Source organism: Xanthomonas sp. WHRI 7065 (genome assembly GCF_040203115.2).
GTDB classification, from domain to species: domain Bacteria; phylum Pseudomonadota; class Gammaproteobacteria; order Xanthomonadales; family Xanthomonadaceae; genus Xanthomonas; species Xanthomonas arboricola.
In genome coordinates this window covers 3089857-3111105 of the sequence record NZ_CP168194.1, presented here as the reverse complement: position 1 = coordinate 3111105, position 21249 = coordinate 3089857, and the positions used below count along the sequence as shown (strand labels likewise).

18 protein-coding genes and 1 tRNA gene are annotated in these 21249 nt (G+C 63.6%); 18 read left to right on the top strand and 1 reads right to left on the bottom strand.

Annotated elements, in window-relative coordinates; all coding sequences use genetic code 11:
• Positions 1 to 4: 4 nt before the first annotated feature.
• Complete coding sequence (locus tag ABQY64_RS13020; protein WP_374151366.1) at positions 5 to 1666, top strand: alpha-amylase family glycosyl hydrolase; 1662 nt, start codon at positions 5 to 7, stop codon at positions 1664 to 1666.
• A gap of 151 nt (positions 1667 to 1817) precedes the next feature.
• Here ABQY64_RS13020 and ABQY64_RS13015 read toward each other — a convergent pair whose 3' ends face one another.
• Positions 1818 to 2939 carry a LacI family DNA-binding transcriptional regulator gene (locus ABQY64_RS13015; protein WP_161961054.1) on the bottom strand — a complete coding sequence of 374 codons (1122 nt, stop codon included), beginning with the start codon at positions 2937 to 2939 and terminating at the stop codon, positions 1818 to 1820.
• Between the two features lie 325 nt (positions 2940 to 3264).
• Between ABQY64_RS13015 and thrS the strand changes: the two genes are divergently transcribed.
• From thrS to ABQY64_RS12930, 17 genes are all read left to right on the top strand, one after another.
• Positions 3265 to 5169 carry a threonine--tRNA ligase gene (thrS, locus tag ABQY64_RS13010; protein ID WP_349779264.1) on the top strand — a complete coding sequence of 635 codons (1905 nt, stop codon included), beginning with the start codon at positions 3265 to 3267 and terminating at the stop codon, positions 5167 to 5169.
• Between the two features lie 48 nt (positions 5170 to 5217).
• Entirely contained in the window at positions 5218 to 5760 is a 543-nt protein-coding gene (infC, locus tag ABQY64_RS13005; RefSeq protein WP_080639730.1) for a translation initiation factor IF-3, read from the top strand.
• 240 nt (positions 5761 to 6000) lie between these two features.
• Positions 6001 to 6198 carry a 50S ribosomal protein L35 gene (rpmI, locus tag ABQY64_RS13000; RefSeq protein WP_002811096.1) on the top strand — a complete coding sequence of 66 codons (198 nt, stop codon included), beginning with the start codon at positions 6001 to 6003 and terminating at the stop codon, positions 6196 to 6198.
• 10 nt (positions 6199 to 6208) lie between these two features.
• The gene (gene rplT / locus ABQY64_RS12995) at positions 6209 to 6568 is read left to right on the top strand and encodes a 50S ribosomal protein L20 (protein ID WP_016903313.1); all 360 of its coding nucleotides are present in this window, start codon (positions 6209 to 6211) and stop codon (positions 6566 to 6568) included.
• A gap of 263 nt (positions 6569 to 6831) precedes the next feature.
• Positions 6832 to 7827, top strand: a complete 996-nt coding sequence (gene pheS / locus ABQY64_RS12990) for a phenylalanine--tRNA ligase subunit alpha (RefSeq protein ID WP_016903312.1) — start codon at positions 6832 to 6834, stop codon at positions 7825 to 7827.
• Positions 7828 to 7942: 115 nt separating this feature from the next.
• Positions 7943 to 10321: a phenylalanine--tRNA ligase subunit beta gene (gene pheT, locus ABQY64_RS12985; protein WP_349779265.1), complete on the top strand. Its 2379-nt coding sequence runs from the start codon at positions 7943 to 7945 to the stop codon at positions 10319 to 10321.
• Between the two features lie 21 nt (positions 10322 to 10342).
• Positions 10343 to 10642 carry an integration host factor subunit alpha gene (locus tag ABQY64_RS12980; RefSeq protein WP_002811076.1) on the top strand — a complete coding sequence of 100 codons (300 nt, stop codon included), beginning with the start codon at positions 10343 to 10345 and terminating at the stop codon, positions 10640 to 10642.
• Positions 10623 to 10979: a MerR family transcriptional regulator gene (locus ABQY64_RS12975; protein ID WP_005995911.1), complete on the top strand. Its 357-nt coding sequence runs from the start codon at positions 10623 to 10625 to the stop codon at positions 10977 to 10979. Before ABQY64_RS12980 ends, ABQY64_RS12975 begins: the two co-directional genes overlap by 20 nt.
• Before the next feature lie 60 nt (positions 10980 to 11039).
• Positions 11040 to 11116 (top strand) — tRNA-Pro (locus ABQY64_RS12970).
• Between the two features lie 473 nt (positions 11117 to 11589).
• Positions 11590 to 12288, top strand: coding sequence for a polysaccharide biosynthesis/export family protein (locus tag ABQY64_RS12965; protein ID WP_016903310.1), 699 nt, complete (start codon positions 11590 to 11592; stop codon positions 12286 to 12288).
• Positions 12270 to 13709: a GumC family protein gene (locus tag ABQY64_RS12960; protein WP_026064516.1), complete on the top strand. Its 1440-nt coding sequence runs from the start codon at positions 12270 to 12272 to the stop codon at positions 13707 to 13709. The genes ABQY64_RS12965 and ABQY64_RS12960 overlap by 19 nt, the downstream gene beginning before the upstream one ends.
• Positions 13710 to 13952: 243 nt before the next feature.
• Complete coding sequence (locus ABQY64_RS12955) at positions 13953 to 15407, top strand: undecaprenyl-phosphate glucose phosphotransferase (RefSeq protein ID WP_039522126.1); 1455 nt, start codon at positions 13953 to 13955, stop codon at positions 15405 to 15407.
• A 94-nt stretch (positions 15408 to 15501) separates the two neighbouring features.
• Entirely contained in the window at positions 15502 to 16788 is a 1287-nt protein-coding gene (locus ABQY64_RS12950) for a polysaccharide biosynthesis protein GumE (protein WP_161961477.1), read from the top strand.
• Entirely contained in the window at positions 16785 to 17876 is a 1092-nt protein-coding gene (locus ABQY64_RS12945) for an acyltransferase family protein (protein WP_039522122.1), read from the top strand. The genes ABQY64_RS12950 and ABQY64_RS12945 overlap by 4 nt, the downstream gene beginning before the upstream one ends.
• 13 nt (positions 17877 to 17889) lie before the next feature.
• Positions 17890 to 18978 (top strand): acyltransferase family protein, encoded by a 1089-nt coding sequence (locus tag ABQY64_RS12940; RefSeq protein WP_374151298.1) that lies wholly within the window; start codon positions 17890 to 17892, stop codon positions 18976 to 18978.
• Between the two features lie 67 nt (positions 18979 to 19045).
• A complete protein-coding gene (locus tag ABQY64_RS12935) occupies positions 19046 to 20188 on the top strand; it encodes a glycosyltransferase family 4 protein (RefSeq protein WP_349779267.1) in 1143 nt (380 codons plus the stop codon).
• Complete coding sequence (locus ABQY64_RS12930) at positions 20185 to 21234, top strand: glycosyltransferase (protein ID WP_053054116.1); 1050 nt, start codon at positions 20185 to 20187, stop codon at positions 21232 to 21234. Before ABQY64_RS12935 ends, ABQY64_RS12930 begins: the two co-directional genes overlap by 4 nt.
• The last annotated feature ends 15 nt before the right edge of the window (positions 21235 to 21249 follow it).

Sequence of the window (21249 nt, the reverse complement as noted above, 5' to 3'; positions counted from 1 at the left end):
GGTGATGATGGCTGGATTGATCGTATCTGCAGGAGCGGCGAGCGCGGCGGCTGCACCCGGCCATTACTACGGCACGCTGGAGCCGTTCGCTGCCGACGCGGTGTATTTCGTGGTGACCGACCGTTTCGTCAATGGCGACCCCGGCAACGACCAGCGCGACCAGGGCGGTGCGCATCGCACGTTCGATGTGCCGACGCCTTGCGCAGATGGAGTCGGCGACAACATCGGTTACCTGGGGGGCGACTTCAAGGGCATCGTCGAACATGCCGACTACATCCGCGACATGGGCTTTGGCGCGGTATGGATCACGCCGATCGTCGACAATCCGGATGAGGCCTTCACCGGCGGCAAGCCGATCAGCTGCGGCAGCACGCTCAGCGACCACGGCAAGACCGGCTATCACGGCTACTGGGGCGTGAACTTCTACAAGCTCGACGAGCATCTGCCCAGCCCGGGCCTGGACTTTGCCGGCTTCACCCGCGCCATGCATGCCAACCGCTTGAAGGTGGTGCTGGATATCGTGGGCAATCACGGCTCGCCGGCCTATAGCATGCCGGTGGCGCAGCCGGGCTTCGGCAAGCTGTACGACGCCGATGGCCGCCTGGTCGCCGATCACCAGAATCTGCCACCGGCGCAGCTGGATCCGCAGCGCATTCCGCTGCACGCGTTCTACAACACCGGCGGCGGCCTGGCCGAGCTGTCCGATCTCAACGAAAACAATCCTGCAGTGCTCGATTATCTGGCCGGCGCGTATCTGCAGTGGATGGAGCAGGGCGCCGACGCATTCCGTATCGACACCATCGGCTGGATGCCCGACCGCTTCTGGCATGCCTTCGTTGCGCGCATCCGCGAAAAACGTCCGGGGTTCTTCATGTTCGGCGAAGCCTTCGATTACGACGCCAACAAGATTGCCGGGCATACCTGGGCGCGCAATGCCGGCGTCAGCGTGCTGGATTTCCCGTTGAAGCAGCAGCTGTCCGCTGTCTTCGGGCATGAGCAGGCCGGGTTCGAGAAGCTTGCCGCGCCGCTGTTTCTACGTCAGGGGCCGTATGCCAACCCGTACGAGCTGATGAGCTTCTACGATAACCACGACATGGCGCGCCTGGATGCCAGCGACACCGGCTTCATCGACGCGCACAACTGGCTGTTTACCGCGCGCGGCATCCCGGTGATCTATTACGGCTCGGAGACCGGCTTCATGCGCGGGCGTGCCGAACATGCAGGCAACCGCAATTACTTCGGTGCCGAGCGCATCCGCGCTGCACCGCACAGCCCGATCTTCGGCCCATTGCAGCAGATCGCGCGGCTGCGTCGCGATACCCCGGCATTGCAGCGCGGCGTGCAGGTGGATGTGCTGCTACGCGGGGATCACGCGGCGTTTTTGCGGGTCTATCAGCATGCGGGCACCAGCCAGACGGCGTTGGTGCTGCTCAACAAGGGCGATGCGGCGGCGAACATCGAGGTGACGCGTTTTCTGCAGCCCGGCACCTGGCGCGACGCGATGAGTGGCGAGCGGGTGCCGGTGCAGCGTCGGCTGCTGGCGCCGGTGCCCGCGCATGGGGTGCGGGTGCTGCTGTCGGACGCGCCGATCACCGACCCGGCCTTGCGCAGGCAGCTCGACGCGCAGATGGCCGAGCAAGCCGCGCGCGACGCCCGCAACAAGTAGGAGCGCACCCGGGCGCGACGGGCATTACCGGGAACGCCCCGTCGCGCCCGGGTGCGCTCCTACGAGGCATCAATGGCCGCAGCCGATTCGCAGCCTGTCGCGCATGCTCCAACGATTCCCGATTCCCGATTCCCGATTCCCGATTCCCAACTCAACGCCTGACAGCCCCATCAGCGGCCCGGCCAAGCACCGCCTCGCCGGTCTCCGCGCCGGACGGTCTCCAGCCCAGCGGTGGCTGCAGCCCACTGCTGCGCGAGGAATCACGTAGCGCCAGCCTCACCGGAATCGTGCGGCTCTGCGCCGCTTCGCCGCGGATCAGCGCCACCAGGCTTTCCACCAGGAGCGTGCCGGCCTGCTTGGTGTCCTGCTGCACCGTCGACAGCGCCGGCGCCACCGACGCCGCCAATGCGATATCGTCGAAGCCGCTCACCGCCACATCCTGCGGCACCCGCAGGCCGCGCTCGCGCAAGGCGCGCATGGCGCCGATCGCAATCAGGTCGCTGGCCGCACACACCGCATCGAATGCCTTGCCGCTGTCGAGCAGCGCCAGGCACGCGGCATGGCCGGACGACTCGGTGGTGATCGCGTCGAACTGCAGCGCGCGATCGGCCACCAAACCCTGCTGTTTCAGCGCAGCCACGTAGCCGCGGTAGCGCTCTTCGAACTCGGGATAGTGGTTGGATGCGTGGCCGAGAAAGGCGATGCGGCGACAGCCCTGCGCCAGCAGATGCTCGGTGATATCCAGCCCGCCCTGGTAATTGTCGCTGCCGATCGAAATGCCCGGCTGCCCCGGCAGCGCCGCGCCCCAGCGCACGAAGTGGGTACCTTGTTCGACCAGCAACTGCAGCCGCTGGCGCGACTGCTGATAATCGCCGTAGCCGAGCAGGATGATGCCGTCGGCCTTGTTGCTGTCTTCGTAATCGGCCTGCCAGTCCTTGGACAGCTGCTGGAACGACACCAGCAGGTCGTAACCCTGCAGCGCGCAGGCGCGGGTGATCGAGCCCAGCATCGAATGGAAGAACGGGTTGATCAGCGAATCGTCGGCGGTGGGGTCTTCGAAGAACAGCAGGGCCAGCGTGCCGGCATTGCGCAGCCGCAGCGACGAGGCGTTCTTGTCGACCTTGTAGTTCAATTCCTTGGCGATGCGCAGGATGCGCTTGCGGGTTTCCTCGTTGACCATCGGGCTGCCGCGCAGTGCGCGCGACACGGTCGGCTGCGACACGCCGGCCAGGTAGGCGATATCCAGCGAGGTGGCTTTACCCTTGATGGTCATGGTCGGCACTGGCAGCACAGGTGGCCGGCATCATGCCACGCGCCCGCCGGCCCCGTGCCGGCATGCGCAACACCGGGCTGATTGGTTTACCATTCGCTTCCAAGACCCCTTGCGAGAAGGTGGCCCGCGCCCCGCGCCGGCCCAGCGTGCGACATGAGCACTACCACCGCCCACCGCTGATTCCGGCCGCGCCAGTCCGCAGGGCGCCCGCACGGCGTTCGTTCTGCCCCACCTCTCGCCATACCCTTATCCGAGCCTGTCCCGCAACGGGCAGATCTCCCTTGCAGCCGCCGCGCTGCAGCCAGCACAGACCTCATTCTTGCCCATGATCAACATCACGCTCCCCGACGGCAGCCGCCGCGAATTCGAATCCCCCGTCTCGGTGATGCAGGTCGCCCAGTCGATCGGCGCCGGCCTGGCCAAGGCCACCATCGCCGGCCAGGTCGACGGCCAGCTGGTCGATGCCAGCGACGTCATCGACCACCATGCCAGCCTGCGCATCATCACCGCCAAGGACGCCGAAGGCGTGGAGATCATCCGCCACTCCTGTGCGCATCTGGTCGGGCATGCGGTCAAGCAGCTTTACCCGGAGGTCAAGATGGTGATCGGCCCGGTCATCGCCGAAGGCTTCTACTACGACATCTACAGCGAACGCCCGTTCACGCCGGACGACATGGCCGCGATCGAGCAGCGCATGCAGGAATTGATCGCGCAGGACTACGACGTGATCAAGAAGGTCACCCCGCGCGCCGAGGTGATCGAGGTGTTCGCCCAGCGCGGCGAGGAGTACAAGCTGCGCCTGATCGAGGACATGTCTGACGACATCACCGCGATGGGCCTGTACTACCACCAGGAATACGTGGACATGTGCCGCGGCCCGCACGTGCCCAACACGCGCTTCCTCAAGGCCTTCAAACTGACCCGTATTTCCGGCGCCTACTGGCGCGGCGACGCCAAGAACGAGCAGCTGCAGCGCATCTACGGCACCGCCTGGGCCGACAAGAAGCAGCTGGACGCCTACATCCTGCGCATGGAAGAAGCCGACAAGCGCGACCATCGCCGTATCGGCAAGCAGCAGGACCTGTTCCATCTGCAGGAAGAGGCGCCCGGCCTGGTGTTTTGGCATCCCAAGGGCTGGTCGCTGTGGCAGGTGGTCGAGCAGTACATGCGCAAGGTCTATCGCGACAGCGGCTACGGCGAAGTGCGCTGCCCGCAGATCCTGGACGTGTCGCTGTGGCAGAAATCCGGCCACTGGGACAACTACCAGGACGCGATGTTCTTCACCGAGTCGGAGAAGCGCACCTATGCGGTCAAGCCGATGAACTGCCCGGGCCACGTGCAGGTGTTCAATCAGGGCCTGCACAGCTACCGCGACCTGCCGATCCGCTACGGCGAGTTCGGCGCCTGCCACCGCAACGAGCCCTCGGGCGCGCTGCACGGCATCCTGCGCGTGCGCGGCTTCACCCAGGACGACGGCCACGTGTTCTGCCTGGAATCGCAGATCGAAGCCGAAGTCACCGCCTTCCATCAGCAGGCACTGGCGGTCTACACCGCGTTCGGCTTCGACGACATCGAGATCAAGATCGCGCTGCGTCCGGAAAAGCGCCTGGGCGACGACGTCACCTGGGACAAGGCCGAAGCCGCGCTGCGCAGCGCGCTGGGCGTGTGTGGGGTGGAGTGGCAGGAGCTGCCGGGCGAGGGCGCCTTTTACGGCCCCAAGATCGAGTACCACCTCAAGGACGCGATCGGCCGCACCTGGCAGCTGGGCACCATGCAGGTCGATTTCATGATGCCGGGCCGCCTCGGCGCCGAGTACGTGGACGAGCACAGCCAGAAGAAGCATCCGGTCATGCTGCACCGGGCGATCGTCGGCTCGATGGAGCGTTTCATCGGCATTTTGATCGAACACCACGCCGGCGCCTTCCCCGCTTGGCTCGCCCCGGTCCAGGTCGTTGTCGCAAATATCACCGATGCCCAGGCAGACTACGTCGACTCGGTTCGGAAAACCCTTGCAAATCAAGGCTTCCGTGTGAACGCCGATTTGCGTAACGAGAAGATCGGATATAAGATTCGCGAGCATACGCTGCAACGCGTGCCTTATCTCCTCGTCGTCGGTGACCGCGAGAAGGAAAACGGCGCCGTCGCCGTGCGGACACGTTCGGGAGAGGACCTCGGGACCATGACGGTCTCGGCCTTCATCGAACGTCTGCAGGCAGAGCAGGCAGCGTGAGCCAACCCCGGCCGGTCTGGATGATCCGGATGCGCCGGTTCGATTCCCCTGGGAGATTGCAATATCAGTACCCCTGACAACAAACAGAACCGCAAGAACCAAGAAATCCGTGTGCCGCGCGTCCGCGTGATCGGCAGTGACGGTGAGATGGTCGGCGTGTTGTCGCGCGACGAAGCGCTCGCCAAGGCCGAGGAAGAAGGCCTGGATCTGGTCGAAATCCAGCCGCAGGCCGATCCGCCGGTCTGCAAGATCATGGATTTCGGCAAGTTCAAGTTCGAGCAGCAGAAAAAGGCCAACGAGGCCAAGAAGAAGACCAAGCAGGTCGAGATCAAGGAACTCAAGTTCCGTCCGGTCACCGACGAGGGCGACTACCAGATCAAGCTGCGCAACATGCGCCGCTTCCTGGAAGAGGGCGACAAGGTCAAGGTCAACATCCGCTTCCGTGGCCGTGAAATGAGCCACCAGGAGCTGGGGCGCGAAATGGCGTCCCGGATCGAGGCCGACTTGGGCGAAGACATCGTCATCGAGTCGCGCCCGCGCCTGGAAGGGCGCCAGATGGTCATGATGATCGCGCCGAAGAAGAAGATCTGATCCCGCGCTGAGACGGGCCCCGCCGGGGTCCGTCCGGCCGGCGACAGCATTCATTTGCAAGAATTCCCGGTAACGGGCATACTGCGCGGCCCGGTTTTGCCGGGGCGCCGCGCAAGCGGTACAGGACCTGTCCGGATCGTGTTCGATCAAGGACTTACAAGCAGGCAAGGGCATGGATGGAAAGCGTGGTCGCAAGACTGCCGCCCGGGTCAGTGACAAAACACCATCAAGGACATTGCAATGCCCAAGATCAAGACCAACCGGGCGGCGGCCAAGCGTTTCCGCAAGACCGCCTCCGGCAAGTACAAGTGCGGCCACGCAAACCGTAGCCATATCCTCACGAAGAAAGCGACCAAGCGGAAGCGCAACCTGCGGCAGACGAACCACGTCCGCGCCGAGGATGCAGGCCGTCTCGATCGTATGCTTCCCTATCTCTGAGGACTGAACCATGGCACGAGTAAAGCGTGGTGTGCAGGCGCGCCGCCGCCACAAGAAAATTCTGACCCTGGCGAAGGGCTACTACAATGCCCGTCGCAAGGTTTTCCGCGTCGCCAAGCAGGCGGTCATCAAGGCGCAGCAGTACGCCTACATCGGCCGCAAGCAGAAGAAGCGCGTCTTCCGTTCGTTGTGGATCACCCGCATCAATGCGGCTGCCCGCATCAATGGCCTGAGCTACAGCCGTTTCATGAACGGTCTGCTGAAGGCGGGTATCACCCTGGACCGTAAGGTGCTGGCCGATATCGCCGTGCACGATGCCGCCGGCTTTGCCGCGCTGGCTGAGAAGGCCAAGGGCGCGCTGGCGGCGTAAATGCAGGTCCCTTCGCAAGAGTTTGCGCATCCACGTGCGGACTTTTGGAGGGGTAGTTTCTCGAGGGAGCTTGCACATTCGTGTACGGGCTTCCGGCGAGGGCAAGCAGATATGCAGGGGGAAGGGCGCGAGTCCTTCCCCTTTTGCGTTTTTAGATGGCCGGCATTGCTGACTGGATGCCGGGCTAGACCAGATTTGAGTGGCAATGCGTTCCGGTGCATCCGGAAACACCGTTCGGTTGACGCAGTTGAGGCGCGAGTGCAATGAGTGAGATTCAATCCCTGACCGAGCGTGCGCTGGCCGATGTCGCCGCCGCGCAGACGCCGGACCAACTGGAAGCCTTGCGCGTCGCATTGCTGGGCAAGAGCGGCAGCATCACCGCCCAGCTCAAGCAGCTCGGCACGCTGCCGGCCGATCAGCGAAAGGCCGCTGGCGAAGCGATCAACCTGTCGCGCGATGCGCTGACCGCGGCGTTGTCCGAGCGCAAGCACACGCTGGAAAACGCCGCGCTGGACGCACGGCTGGCCGGGGAGCGGATCGATGTCACCTTGCCGGGCCGTCGCAGCGAACGCGGTGGATTGCACCCGGTCACGCGCACGCTCGAGCGCATCGTCGAGATCTTTGCGCGCCTGGGCTATGAGTTGTCCGATGGTCCGGAGATCGAGGACGACTGGCACAACTTCGAAGCCCTGAACTTTCCGCCGCACCATCCGGCGCGCGCGATGCACGACACGTTCTATTTCGGCGATGGCCGCCTGTTGCGCACCCACACCTCCGGCGTGCAGGTGCGCTACATGGATGCGCACAAACCGCCGCTGCGCATGATCGCGGCCGGCAAGGTGTACCGCTCCGATTCGGACCAGACCCATTCGCCGATGTTCCATCAGGTCGAAGGCCTGCTGGTCGACGAGCACTCCAACTTCGCCGATCTCAAGGGCACCTTGTCCGAGTTCGTACGGGCGTTCTTCGAGCGCGATTTCGAGATGCGCTTCCGCCCCAGCTATTTCCCGTTCGTGGAACCGGGCGCGGAAGTGGACATCGCCTGGCAGCAGCCGGACGGCAGCACGCGCTGGCTGGAAGTGCTCGGCTGCGGCATGGTGCACCCCAACGTGCTGCGCAGCGTCGGCATCGACCCGGAGCGCTACACCGGCTTCGCGTTCGGCCTGGGCGTGGAGCGCTTTGCGATGCTGCGCTACGGCGTCAACGACCTGCGCGCATTCTTCGAAAACGACGTACGTTTTCTCAGGCAGTTCGCCTGACGGCGGGGATTGGGGATTCGGGATTGGGGATTCGCAACGGCGCCCCGGTCCGCCCCAGACCCCGTCGACGCGTTTTAGCTAATCCCCAATCCCGAATCCCCAATCCCGGCTCCTCATGAAATTCTCTGAAAATTGGCTGCGCAGCCACGTTCCCATCCAGGCGAGCCGCGACGAGCTTGCCGCGACGCTGACGGCGATCGGTCTGGAGGTCGAAGAGGTCACGCCACTGGGCGAGGCGCTGGGGCAGGTGGTGGTCGCGCGTATCGTCGAAGCGGTGCGTCATCCGGAAGCCGATCGTCTGCAGGTCTGCAGTGTCGACGCAGGGCAGAGCGAGTTGCTGCAGATCGTGTGTGGCGCGCCCAACGCGCGTGCCGGTCTGGTGGCACCGCTGGCGCTGGTCGGCGCGCAGATCGGCGCGCTGACCATCACTGCGGCCAAGCTGCGCGGGGTGGCGTCCAACGGCATGCTGTGCTCGGCCAAGGAACTGGGGCTGGACAGCGATGCATCCGGCCTGTTCGAGCTGCCCGACGATGCGCCGGTGGGTCAGGCGCTGGCCGAGTACCTGGGCCTGCCCGATGCCAGCATCGAGATCAAGCTGACGCCCAATCGCGCCGACTGCTTCAGCGTGCGCGGTATCGCCTTCGATGTGGCGGCCGCATGCGCCAGCGCAGTAGTGGCCTTCGACGCCGATGTGGTGGCGCCGGTGTCCACGCGCACGCTGGCGGTGGAATTGCATGCCGGCAACGCCGCACCGCGCTATTGCGGACGGGTAATCGAAGGCATCGACCCGGCCGCAAAAACACCGGTATGGCTGGCCGAGCGGCTGCGCCGCAGCGGCGTGCGTCCGGTCTCGCTGCTGGTGGATATCACCCAGTACGTGATGCTGGAACTTGGCCAGCCGATGCATGCGTTCGATCTGGACACCCTGCAAGGCCCGATCGGCGTGCGCCATTCGCGTAGCGGCGAGCAGCTGGTATTGCTGGACGGGCGTCAGGTCACGCTGGACGACAGCTTCCTGACCATTACCGATGCCGACCGCCCGGTCGCATTGGCCGGCCTGATGGGCGGCCTGGATACCCGCGTCACCGAAACCACGCGCAACGTGTTCCTGGAGTCGGCGTACTTCGATCCGGCCGCAATCATGGGGCGTGGCCGCAAGTTCGGTCTGCATACCGATGCCGGTCATCGCTTCGAGCGTGGTGTGGATCCGGCATTGCCGCCACAGGCGATCGAAGTGGCGACGCGGCTGGTGCTGGAACTGGCCGGTGGTACGCCGGGCCCGGTGGTGCATGCGCAATTGCCGGAGCATCTGCCGCAGCCGGCGCGCATCCTGCTGCGGCGTGCGCGGATTGCGCGCGTGCTCGGTATCCAGATTGACGATGCTGAGGTCGTGCGCATTTTGGGTGCGCTTGGCATGCAGCTCGAGGTGGTTGCCGAAGGCTGGCAGGTGATGGCGCCGAGCCGTCGCTTCGATATCGCCATCGAAGAGGATCTGATCGAGGAACTGGCGCGTATCCACGGGTACGACCGCGTGCCGACCACGCTGCCGGGCGGCGCAAGCCGGATTGCGATGCCGAGCGAAACCCAGCTCGATGAGCTCAGCGTGCGGCGCCAGTTGGTGGCGCGCGAGCTGCAGGAAACCATCAATTACGCTTTCGTCGACGCCACCTTGCTGGAGCGCTGGCAGCTGACCGACGGCCTGGTGCCCTTGGCCAATCCGCTCAGCGCCGAGCTGGCGATCATGCGTCCGCGCCTGTTGCCGGGCCTGGTGGCGACGCTGGGCCGCAATGCCGCGCGCCAGGCCGGGCGCGTGCGCCTGTTCGAGCTGGGCAAGGTGTTCGCGGCTGCGTCCGACGCCGGCGCTGCCCCGCAGGAGTCGCAGCATGTTGCCGCGGCCGTGTGTGGCGATGCCCTGGCGCTGCAATGGGGCGAGCCCGCGCGCAAGGTGGACTTCCACGATCTGAAGGGCGACCTGATGGCGCTGGCCGCGGCCAGTGGCGCGGTGCTGGAATTCCAGCCCTCTGCCCAGCCCTTCGGGCATCCGGGGCGCTCGGCCGACATCCATCGCGATGGCGTGTGCATCGGCTGGATCGGGCAGGTGCATCCGCGCCTGGCCAAGGCGTTGGACATCGACGTGGACGTGATCGCGTTCGAATTGCAACTGACGGCATTGGTCAAGCGTGCGCTGCCGCGTGCCGGCGAGCTGTCGCGGTTCCCCTCGGTGCGTCGCGATCTGGCCTTCCTGGTGCCGGAAGAGGTGAGCTGGGCGGCGCTGTCGAGCAGCGTGCGCACCACCGTCGGGCCCTTGTTGCGCGAGGTGCAGCTGTTCGACCGCTATGTCGGGCAGGGGGTCGAGCCAGGTTTCAAGAGTCTGGCTATGGGCTTGATTTTGCAGGATAACTCGCGCACTCTCACCGACCGGGACGTCGACGCAGTCGTTGCCGATGTGGTGGCCGTGATCGAGCGCGAGCACCGCGCCCGGATCCGGAGTTGAGGCGGTAACCAGGGGATTGGCATGGCATTGACGAAAGCGGAGATGGCCGAACGTCTGTTCGACGAGGTCGGTCTGAACAAGCGCGAGGCAAAGGAATTTGTCGACGCGTTCTTCGATGTGCTGCGCGATGCGCTGGAGCAGGGCCGTCAGGTGAAGCTGTCCGGTTTCGGCAACTTCGATCTGCGGCGCAAGAATCAACGGCCCGGTCGCAATCCCAAGACCGGTGAGGAAATTCCGATCTCGGCGCGCACGGTGGTGACCTTCCGTCCGGGCCAGAAGCTCAAGGAGCGGGTGGAGGCTTATGCTGGATCCGGGCAGTAATCGCGAACTACCGCCAATCCCGGCCAAGCGCTACTTCACCATCGGCGAAGTCAGCGAGCTGTGCGACGTCAAGCCGCATGTGCTGCGCTATTGGGAAACCGAGTTTCCGAGCCTGGAACCGGTCAAGCGGCGCGGCAACCGGCGCTACTACCAGCGCCACGACGTGCTGATGGTGCGCCAGATCCGTGGCCTGCTGTACGAGCAGGGCTATACCATCGGCGGCGCACGCCTGCGCCTGGAGGGCGATGGCGCCAAGAGCGAGTCGGCGCTGAGCAACCAGATCATCAAACAGGTGCGCATGGAACTGGAAGAGGTCCTGCAACTGCTGCGCCGCTAGGAAAACGCTTCACAAAGCCGCTATAATCGCAGGCCGCCCTTATGGCGGATGCAACATCTTCGGGGTATAGCGCAGCCTGGTAGCGCACTAGTCTGGGGGACTAGTGGTCGTCGGTTCGAATCCGGCTACCCCGACCAAACACGGAGCCCATGTCTTCACGGACATGGGCTTTTTTGTTGCGCCGCAACATGCAATTCCTGGCCTGTCATGCGGGTGACACGATATGTCCATCGGCATATTGCAGAGCAGCATGAAACCACCGGCAGAGCCCGGTTGTTTGCGGTTCCGCTCGCTGTGGACCTGGGTCACGGAACGCTGCTAAGTATCCGAAAATGCTCCAGATCATTAGCGCTGGATTAGTAACTGGATCACGTTTTGTTAACGCCGCAACGACGAACTTGAATCAATAGTCCAACGCCGTCAAAAAAATGGCGAGCAGCGTCTTGCGATGCGTTGGTTCTATGCCATAGTGCACTGCAACACGTCACACCTGTCGTGATCCCAAGCGTCTTGGGATGAATTTCTCTGTCGTACGTTCTTGCTGGCGTGTTGGCCGGTTGAATGCTGCGCGAGGTCCTGTCCCACCCAACCGAGGCAGCCAGCCACACGCATGAAAAAACTGATCGGACGATTTTGCCAAGGCCTCAGCCTGGCGTTGATCTGCTCGATGGCACTGGGCGCATGCAGCACCGGTCCGAAGATGGCGGATTCCCTGCCGCTTCCGGATCCGCTCGCGATGTCAGCAGTGCAACCGGAGTATCGACTCGCCCCAGGCGACTTGCTGTTGTTCAAGGTGTTCCAGGTTGACGATCTGGAGCGGCAGGTCCGCATCGATCAGAACGGCCACATCTCGCTGCCGTTGATCGGCGACGTCAAGGCAGCCGGCCTGGGTGTCGGCGAGCTGGAAAAGCTGGTGGCAGAACGCTACGCCGCCGGTTATCTGCAGCAGCCGCAGGTGTCGGTGTTCGTGCAGGAATCCAATGGTCGCCGGGTCACGGTGACCGGTGCGGTCGACGAGCCGGGCATTTATCCGGTGATCGGCGCCAACCTGACCCTGCAGCAGGCCATCGCGCAGGCCAAGGGCGTCAGCACGGTGGCCAGCCGCGGCAACGTCATCGTGTTTCGCACCGTCAATGGTCAAAAGATGATCGCCAGATTCGATCTGACCCAGATCGAGAAGGGGGCCAACCCGGACCCTGAGATCTACGGCGGCGACATCGTTGTGGTGTACCGCTCGGACGCACGCGTCTGGCTGCGCACCATGCTGGAACTGACCCCCCTTGTGATGGTGTGGCGCGCTTACCGATGAGTATGAATTCAGACAATCGTTCTTCCCCGTCTCATCGTCATGGGCATCTCGAGCTGGCCGACGTTGGCTTGCTCGACTACTGGCGCGCACTGGTGTCGCAGCGTTGGTTGATCATTCTGATCACCGTCGCGGCAGTGGCACTGGCGTTTGGCGTCACCCTGCTGATGCCGGAAAAGTACCGCGCCACCAGCACGCTGCAGATCGAGCGCGACTCGCTCAACGTGGTGAATGTCGACAACCTGATGCCGGTGGAATCGCCGCAGGATCGCGATTTCTACCAGACCCAGTACCAGCTGCTGCAGAGCCGCTCGCTGGCCCGTGCGGTGATCCGCGAAGCCAAGCTCGATCAGGAGCCGGCGTTCAAGCAGCAGGTCGACGAAGCACTGGAAAAGGCTGCTGCCAAGAATCCGGAAGCCGGCAAGTCGGTCGACTCGCGCCAGGCCATCATCGAGCGCAGCCTGACCGATACACTGCTGGCCGGGCTGGTGGTCGAGCCGATCCTCAATTCGCGCCTGGTCTACGTCAACTACGATTCGCCGGACCCGGTGCTGGCTGCCAAGATCGCCAACACCTACACCAAGGTCTTCATCGTCAGTACGCAGGAACGCCGCATCAAGGCGTCCTCGTTCGCGACCAAGTTCCTGGCCGAGCGCCTGGAGCAATTGCGCGACAAGGTGGAGGACTCGGAGAAGAATCTGGTCTCCTATTCCACCGACGAGCAGATCGTGTCGGTGGGCGACGACAAGCCATCGCTTCCGGCGCAGAACCTCAGCGACCTCAATGCGATGCTGGCATCGGCACAGGACACCCGCATCAAGGCCGAGGCAGCCTGGCGTCAGGTCAGCAGTGGTGACGCAATGTCGCTGCCGCAGGTGCTGAGCAACCCGCTGATCCAGAGCCTGCGCGGCGAGCAGATCCGCTTAAACACCGAATATCAGCAGAAGCTGTCGACCTTCAAGCCGGACTATCCGGAAATGCAGCGCCTGAAGGCGCAGATAGAAGAGTCGCGTCGCCAGATCAATGGCGAGGTCCTCAATATCCGCCAGTCGCTCAAGGCGACCTACGACGCGTCGGTGCATCAGGAGCAGTTGCTCAACCAGCGCATCGCCGGATTGCGTAATGATGAGCTCGATCTGCAGAGCCGCAGCATCCGCTACAACATGCTCAAGCGCGACGTCGATACCAACCGCCAGCTCTACGATGCGCTCCTGCAGCGCTACAAGGAGATCGGTGTGGCGAGCAACGTCGGCGCCAACAACGTGACCATCATCGATACCGCAGACGTGCCTACGTCTAAGACTTCGCCGAAACTCAAATTGAACCTCGCTTTGGGCTTCATCTTTGGCGTATTCCTGGGCGTGGCTGTGGCACTGGTGCGCTACTTCCTACGTGGCACGGCAGCGCAGACGCGGTTGGACTGACATCGTCGTGTTGCACAACGATGGTTAATTGAAGTGACAACTGATTCAGCGTGGAAAAGGTTGGATCCCGTATGTTTCGGGCTCCTTCGTTTGAAAGTTTGTCTCTGTTGAAACAAAGGGCTGTCGTGCGATCTGGGGTCGGTAGGTATTACCGCGGTGATCGTTCGACGGAGATGATTGAAAGCTCGCGTGCGTTTCGTATGTTCCCCCGCATGCGCCGTATCGAGTTTGGAGGACATCCCCATGCTTTTGGCAGACTTGAGTAGCGCGACTTACACCACATCCTCGCCGCGATTGTTGTCCAAGTATTCGGCTGCAGCCGATCTGGTCCTGCGCGTCTTCGACCTCACCATGGTCGTGGTCTCCGGGCTGATCGCCTATCGCATCGTCTTCGGCTCCTGGGTGCCTGCGGCACCGTACCGGGTGGCCATTGCCACCACGCTGTTGTACTCGGTGATCTGCTTTGCGCTGTTTCCGCTGTATCGCAGCTGGCGCGGTCGCGGGCTGTTGAGCGAGCTGATGGTGCTGGGCGGTGCATTCGGCGGCGTGTTTGCGCTGTTCGCGGTGCACGCGTTGATCGTGCAGGTTGGCGAGCAGGTCTCGCGCGGCTGGATCGGCCTGTGGTTCGTCGGTGGCCTGGCCTCGCTGGTGGCGGCCCGCACGGTGCTGCGCGGCTTCCTGAATCACCTGCGCACCCAGGGTGTGGATGTGCAGCGGGTGGTGGTGGTGGGTCTGCGTCACCCGGTGATGAAGATCAATCACTACCTCAGCCGCAATCCCTGGGTCGGCATGAACCTGGTCGGCTACTTCCGCACGCCGTACGACATTGCCGTGACCGAGCAGCGTCAGTCGCTGCCGTGCCTGGGCGATCCGGACGCGCTGATCGAGTACCTGAAGGACAACCAGGTCGAGCAGGTGTGGATCTCGCTGCCGCTGGGCGAACGTGACCATATCAAGCAGTTGCTGCAGCGTCTGGATCGCTATCCGATCAACGTGAAGCTGGTGCCGGACCTGTTCGACTTCGGTCTGTTGAACCAGTCAGGCGAGCAGATCGGCAACGTGCCGGTGATCAACCTGCGCCAGGGTGGTGTGGACCGCGACAACTACTTCGTGGTCGCCAAGGCGCTGCAGGACAAGATCCTGGCAGTGATTGCGCTGATGGGCCTGTGGCCGCTGATGGCTGCGATTGCGGTCGGTGTGAAGATGAGCTCGCCGGGTCCGGTGTTCTTCCGCCAGCGTCGCCATGGCCTGGGTGGGCGCGAGTTCTACATGTTCAAGTTCCGCTCGATGCGTGTGCATGACGACCATGGCACCACCATCCAGCAGGCGACCAAGAACGACACCCGTATTACCCGTTTCGGTGCGTTCCTGCGCCGCAGCAGCCTGGACGAGTTGCCGCAGATCTTCAACGTGCTCGGTGGCAGCATGTCGATAGTGGGTCCGCGCCCGCACGCTGCGCAGCACAACACCCATTATGAAAAGCTGATCAATCACTACATGCAGCGCCATTACGTCAAGCCGGGCATCACCGGTTGGGCGCAGGTCAATGGATTCCGTGGCGAAACCCCGGAACTGCGCACGATGAAGAAGCGCATCCAGTACGACCTGGACTACATCCGTCGCTGGTCGCTGTGGCTGGATATCCGCATCATCGTGCTGACCGCAGTGCGTGTGCTCGGACAGAAGACCGCGTACTGATGATGGCGGGGAGTGTGCGACCTGGCGCGCCGAGCGCCGCGGGCGGCTGCATCGCAGCCGCCCCTCTCAAGCAGGCGTCTGCATGCTGATCCGAATGAGCGACGAGGCCCGCGTTCGCTGGCACAACCTGCTGATCGAGCTGACGCTGCTGGTCGGCGTCGGTTACAACCTGGTGCTGGCGCTGATCAACGCGAACGTGTTCACCGTACGTCCGGTGATCACCTATGCAGTCGAGTTCATGGTCTATGCCGCATGTTTCCTGCTCGGCCTGGGCTCGATGAGCCGCAAGCGCATTGCATTGATCATCAGCGGCCTGGGGCTGATCGTCACCTTGATGTTCGTGCGCTTCCTGGTGAACTGGCAGATCGATCCGAAGTTCTTCCGCGACGCGCTGGTGGTGTTTGCATTCGTGGTGCTTGGTTCGGCTTATACCGGGTCGGTGCCCAAGCTGTTCGTGCGCATGACCATCATCGTGTCGTTGGTTGCGGCGTTCGAACTGGCGATGCCCAGCGCGTATGGCGACCTGGTCAACCCGAAGAGCTTCTTCGTCAACGCGCGCGGCATGAGCGCGGAAGGGTTCTGGAACGAAGACAGCAACCTGTTCGTCAGCGCCACGCGACCGGGCGAGCGTAACTTCCTGCCGGGCTCCAATCTTCCCCGCGCCTCCTCGATGTTCATCGAGCCGGTGACGATGGGTAACTACATCTGCTTCTTTACCGCGATCGTGCTGGTGTTCTGGCGCTGGATGCGACCCTCGATGCTGATCCTGTCAGTCGGTTTGATCGGTTTCATGGTCGTTGCCTCCGACGGCCGACTTGCGGCGGGTACCTGCGTGCTGATGGTGCTGCTGTCGCCGCTATTGAAACGCCTGGATCAACGGCTGGCGTTCCTGGTCTTTCTGCTCGTGATCATGACGGCGTGGTTGCTGGTGTGGATCACCGGGATCACGGCCTATCAGGACAACACGATGGGCCGGATCTTCTTCACCGTCAATTCGATGAACAACCTGTCCTTCAACTCGTGGATGGGCCTGGATTTTGCGCAGGCATACCGCTACTTCGACAGCGGCATTGCCTACTTCATCGCATCGCAGTCGATCGTCGGCGTGCTCGCCTTCCTGCTGTCGTATTCGTTCCTGTTGTTGATGCCAAGCAAGGAAGGGCAGTTGTTCAAGAACCTAGCGATCTTTGCATTCGCGCTGAGCTTGCTGGTGTCCAACGGCTACTTCTCGATCAAGACGTCGGCGTTGTGGTGGTTCGTGTGCGGCTGCCTGTGGCACATGCGGCCGACCTGGTCTGCTGCCAGTGCTACGCAGCTGCCCAGACAGGATCCGGCCGACGAGGATGCGCGATTGCCACTGCCCGCGGGAGGCACGCGATGAGTGTGGCGGCAACGCAAGCACCGCAGCCGGTCGCACCGGTGGTCGGCGCGTACGTTGCCACCGGCGGGCGCAGCCGCGACCCGCGTATCGATGCCACCAAGGCCCTGGCGATTCTGTTGGTGGTGTTCTGCCACGCCAAGGGCGTGCCGCATGCGATGACGTTGTTTGCCTACAGCTTTCATGTGCCGCTGTTTTTCATGGTGTCCGGCTGGCTGGCGGCGGGCTATGCGTCGCGGACCACCGGCTTGCCGCAGACCATCAGCAAGCAGGCACGCAGCCTGTTGCTGCCGTATGTGACGTTTTATCTGCTCGGTTACGCGTACTGGTTGCTGACGCGCAATATCGGCGAGAAGGCGGCGCGCTGGGGCAGCCATCCGTGGTGGGAGCCGATCGTGGCGATGTTCACCGGCATCGGCCCCGATCTGTATGTGCAGCCCCCGCTGTGGTTCCTGCCGGTGATGCTGGTGACGGTGCTGAGCTATGTAGTACTGCGCCGCTGGCTGTCGCCGGTGGTGATCGCGGTGGCGTCGTTGATCCTGGCCTGGTGCTGGATGCGCTGGTTTCCGGGCCAGCAGGTACGACTTTTTTTCGGCCTGGACGTTCTACCGGTGTCGCTATGCTTCTACGCACTGGGCGCCTTGCTGATCCACGTTTCCGCACGTCTGCCGAGCTCCTTGCCAGTCAGCGCGCTGGCGACGGTGCTGCTGGCGTTGCCGGTGGCCTGGCTGGCCGATCGTAACGGCCGCATCGACGTCAACATGCTGGAGTTCGGCCGCAACCACGCCGGGTTTGTGGTCAGCGCAGTACTCGGCTCACTGATGGTGATCTGTGCCGCACGGTTGGTGCAGGGCTGGGCCTGGATACAGTGGATCGGCCGCAATACCTTGCTGATCCTGTGCACCCATATGCTGGTGTTCTTCGTGCTCTCCGGTGTGGCGGCGCTGGCCGGCGGATTCGCTGCCTCGCGTCCGGGCCTGGGCTGGGCAGTGTTCGTGACGGTGTTTGCGCTGCTGGCGTGCGTGCCGCTGCGCTGGTTGCTGATGCGTTTTGCGCCGTGGACCCTGGGTGCCCGCCCGGTGGCGGCATGAGCGGCGCTGCGCCATGACCCCCGCACCGTATTCCAACGCGGCCCGGCACGGCGGCCTGGGTGCCAAGGCTGCGCCGGCGCCTGCATTGACCCGCGATTGGCAGATCGATGCAGCAAAGGCGCTGGCCATTGTCCTGGTGGTGTTGGGGCATGCCAACGGCATGCCGGCCGCCTACAAGTTGTTTGCCTACAGTTTTCATGTGCCGCTATTTTTCGTGCTGTCCGGCTGGGTCGGCGAGCGCTTCGGCCACCGCGCAATGACGGTGGCGACGATTGCGAAGTTGGCGCGCACGTTGCTGGTTCCCTATGTCGCGTTTTTCCTGGTGGCTTACGCCTGCTGGTTGCTGATGGGACTGACCAGCCGCGCGGCGCATCCATCGCATGTGCCGCCGTGGTGGGATCCGTTTATCGGCCTGTTCTGGGCCAACGGCACGCGTCTGTACGTGCTTCCGGCGTTGTGGTTCCTGCCTGCCTTGTTCGTCACCACGCTGGCCTACATCGCCTTGCGCACGCGCCTGACGACGGCGGCCCTGGCGGCGGTCAGTCTCTTGCTCGCTTTGGCATGGGCGGGCTGGTTTCCGTCGTTGCACCTGCGGCTTCCGTTGGCGCTGGATGTATTGCCTGTGGCGCTGTTCTTCATCGCCGTGGGCGGATGGCTGTCGCGTTATGCCGATGCACTGCGCGCGCTTGGCGCCTCGGCGTGGGCGTTGGCACTGCCGGTGCTGGCGGCAGCGTGGTGGTGGCTGGCCGGATGGAACGGGCAAGTGGATGTGAACAATCTGCAGTTCGGGCATTCCGCTGCGGTGTTCCTGCTGGTCAGCCTGCTGGGCACCGCAATGACCTTGTGCGTGGCGTATTTCGTTCGACAGTGGCGTTGGCTGCAGTGGATCGGTGGCAATACCTTGCTGATCCTGTGCACGCACACATTGGTGTTCCTGGTGCTCACCAGTGTGGTGGCACGAACGGGTGTGATCGCTCGCAGCCTGATTGGTACACCGGCCTGGGCGATGGGCCTGAGCGCGTTTGCGGTCGCTGTCAGCGTGCCGATGCGCGCAGTGCTGGTGCGCGTTGCGCCGTGGATGTTGGGATTGAAACGTAAATGACGAGCTTCCAGAATGATCAGCCGAGCATGCAGATGTGTCTGCGTCTCTGGCACAGGAGATTGGCGTAATGAAAGTGGTGCATGTCGTCCGCCAATTCCATCCTTCGATCGGAGGCATGGAGGAAGTCGTTCTCAATGTGGCCCGTCAACACCAGGCCACCAGTGCCGATACGGTGGAGGTCGTGACCCTGGATCGGGTGTTTACCGATCCGAGCGCGCAACTTGCGCAGCAGGAGACGTATCAGGGCTTGCCGATCCGACGCATCGGTTATCGCGGCTCGTCGCGTTATCCGTTGGCGCCGTCCGTGCTGAGCGCGATCCGCTCGGCCGATCTGGTGCATCTGCATGGCATCGATTTTTTCTACGACTATCTGGCGCTGACCAGGCCGCTGCATGGCAAGCCGATGGTGGTGTCCACGCACGGCGGCTTCTTCCACACCGCGTATGCCTCGCGGATGAAGCAGCTATGGTTTCAGACGCTCACCCGCACCTCGGCGCTGGCGTATGCGCGGGTGATCGCCACCAGCGAGAACGACGGCGAGCTGTTCGCCAAGGTGGTGTCGCCGGCACGTTTGCGGGTGATCGAAAACGGCGTGGATGTCGAGAAATACGCAGGGCAGGGCGCAGCCACGCCGGGACGGACCATGATGTATTTCGGCCGCTGGTCGGTGAACAAGGGCCTGATCGAAACCCTGGAGCTGCTGCAAGCGGTGCTGCAGCGCGACCCGCAGTGGCGCTTGATCATCGCGGGGCGCGAATATGATTTGAACGAGGCCGACCTGCGCAAGGCGATCGCCGAGCGGGGTTTGCAGGACAAGGTGCAGCTCAGCATGTCGCCGTCGCAGGAGCAGCTGCGCAGCCTGATGCAGCAGGCGCAGTTCTTCGTCTGCCTGTCGCGCCATGAAGGCTTCGGCATCGCTGCGGTCGAGGCGATGAGTGCCGGCCTGATTCCGATCCTCAGCGACATCCCGCCGTTCGTGCGTCTTGCCAGCGAATCGGGGCAGGGCGTGATCGTCAACCGCGACCGGATCGACGCGGCCGCAGATCAGGTGCAGGCGCTGGCGCTGCAAGCGGATGCCGATTTCGATATGCGTCGTGCAGCGTCGATGGCGTACGTGAGCCGCTACGACTGGAAGCATGTGGTCGGGCGCTACGTCGACGAGTACCACACCGCGTTGGGCACCCGCCGTACCCGGGAGGCAGTGCGATGAGCGCGCCTGCATCGGCAGCGAGTGCGCGTGCGTCCGCGCAGCCGCAGGTCACCGTGCTGTTCTCCACCGAGAAGCCCAATGCCAGCACCAATCCGTATCTGACCCAGCTTTACGCTTCGCTGCCCGCTGCAGTGCAGCCGCGCTTCTTTTCGATGCGCGATGCGCTGTTGTCGCGCTACGACGTGCTGCATCTGCATTGGCCGGAATATCTGCTGCGCCATCCCAGTGCTGTCGGCACTTTGGCCAAGCAGATGTGTGCAGCGCTGTTGCTGCTCAAGCTGCAGCTGACCGGCACGCCGGTGGTGCGCACCTTGCACAACCTGGCACCGCACGAGGATCGCGGCTGGCGCGAGCGCGGCCTGTTGCGCTGGATCGACCGGCTGACGCGTCGCTGGATCCGCATCAACGCGACCACGCCGCCGCGACCGCCATTCACCGACACCATTCTGCACGGCCATTATCGCGAGTGGTTTGCAAAGATGCCGCAAGGCACGCCGGTTCCGGGGCGGCTACTGCATTTCGGCCTGATCCGCCCATACAAGGGCGTGGAAACGCTGCTGGAGGTGATGCGTCAGGTCGACGATCCGCGCCTGAAGCTGCGTATCGTCGGCAACCCGGCCACGCCGCAGATGCGCAGCCTGGTGGAGGAAGCCTGCGCGCAGGATCCGCGTGTGAGCGCCTTGCTGGCCTATGTCGAGGAACCGGTGCTCGCACGCGAAGTCAGCGAGGCCGAACTGGTGGTGCTGCCGTACCGGCAGATGCACAACTCCGGCACCTTGTTGCTGGCGTTGTCGCTGGCGCGCCCGGTGCTGGCACCGTGGAGCGAATCCAATGCGGCGATTGCCGAAGAAGTGGGGCCGGGCTGGGTGTTTCTCTATGAAGGCGAATTCGATGCGGCGCTGCTGACCGGCATGCTGGACCAGGTGCGTGCCGCGCCGCGCGGCCCGGCGCCGGATCTCTCGCAACGTGACTGGCCACGGATCGGACAGCTGCATTACCGCACCTACCTGGAAGCGCTCGGCAAGGATGGAGACGCCGCGCTGTGACCGCAGAGATCCCAA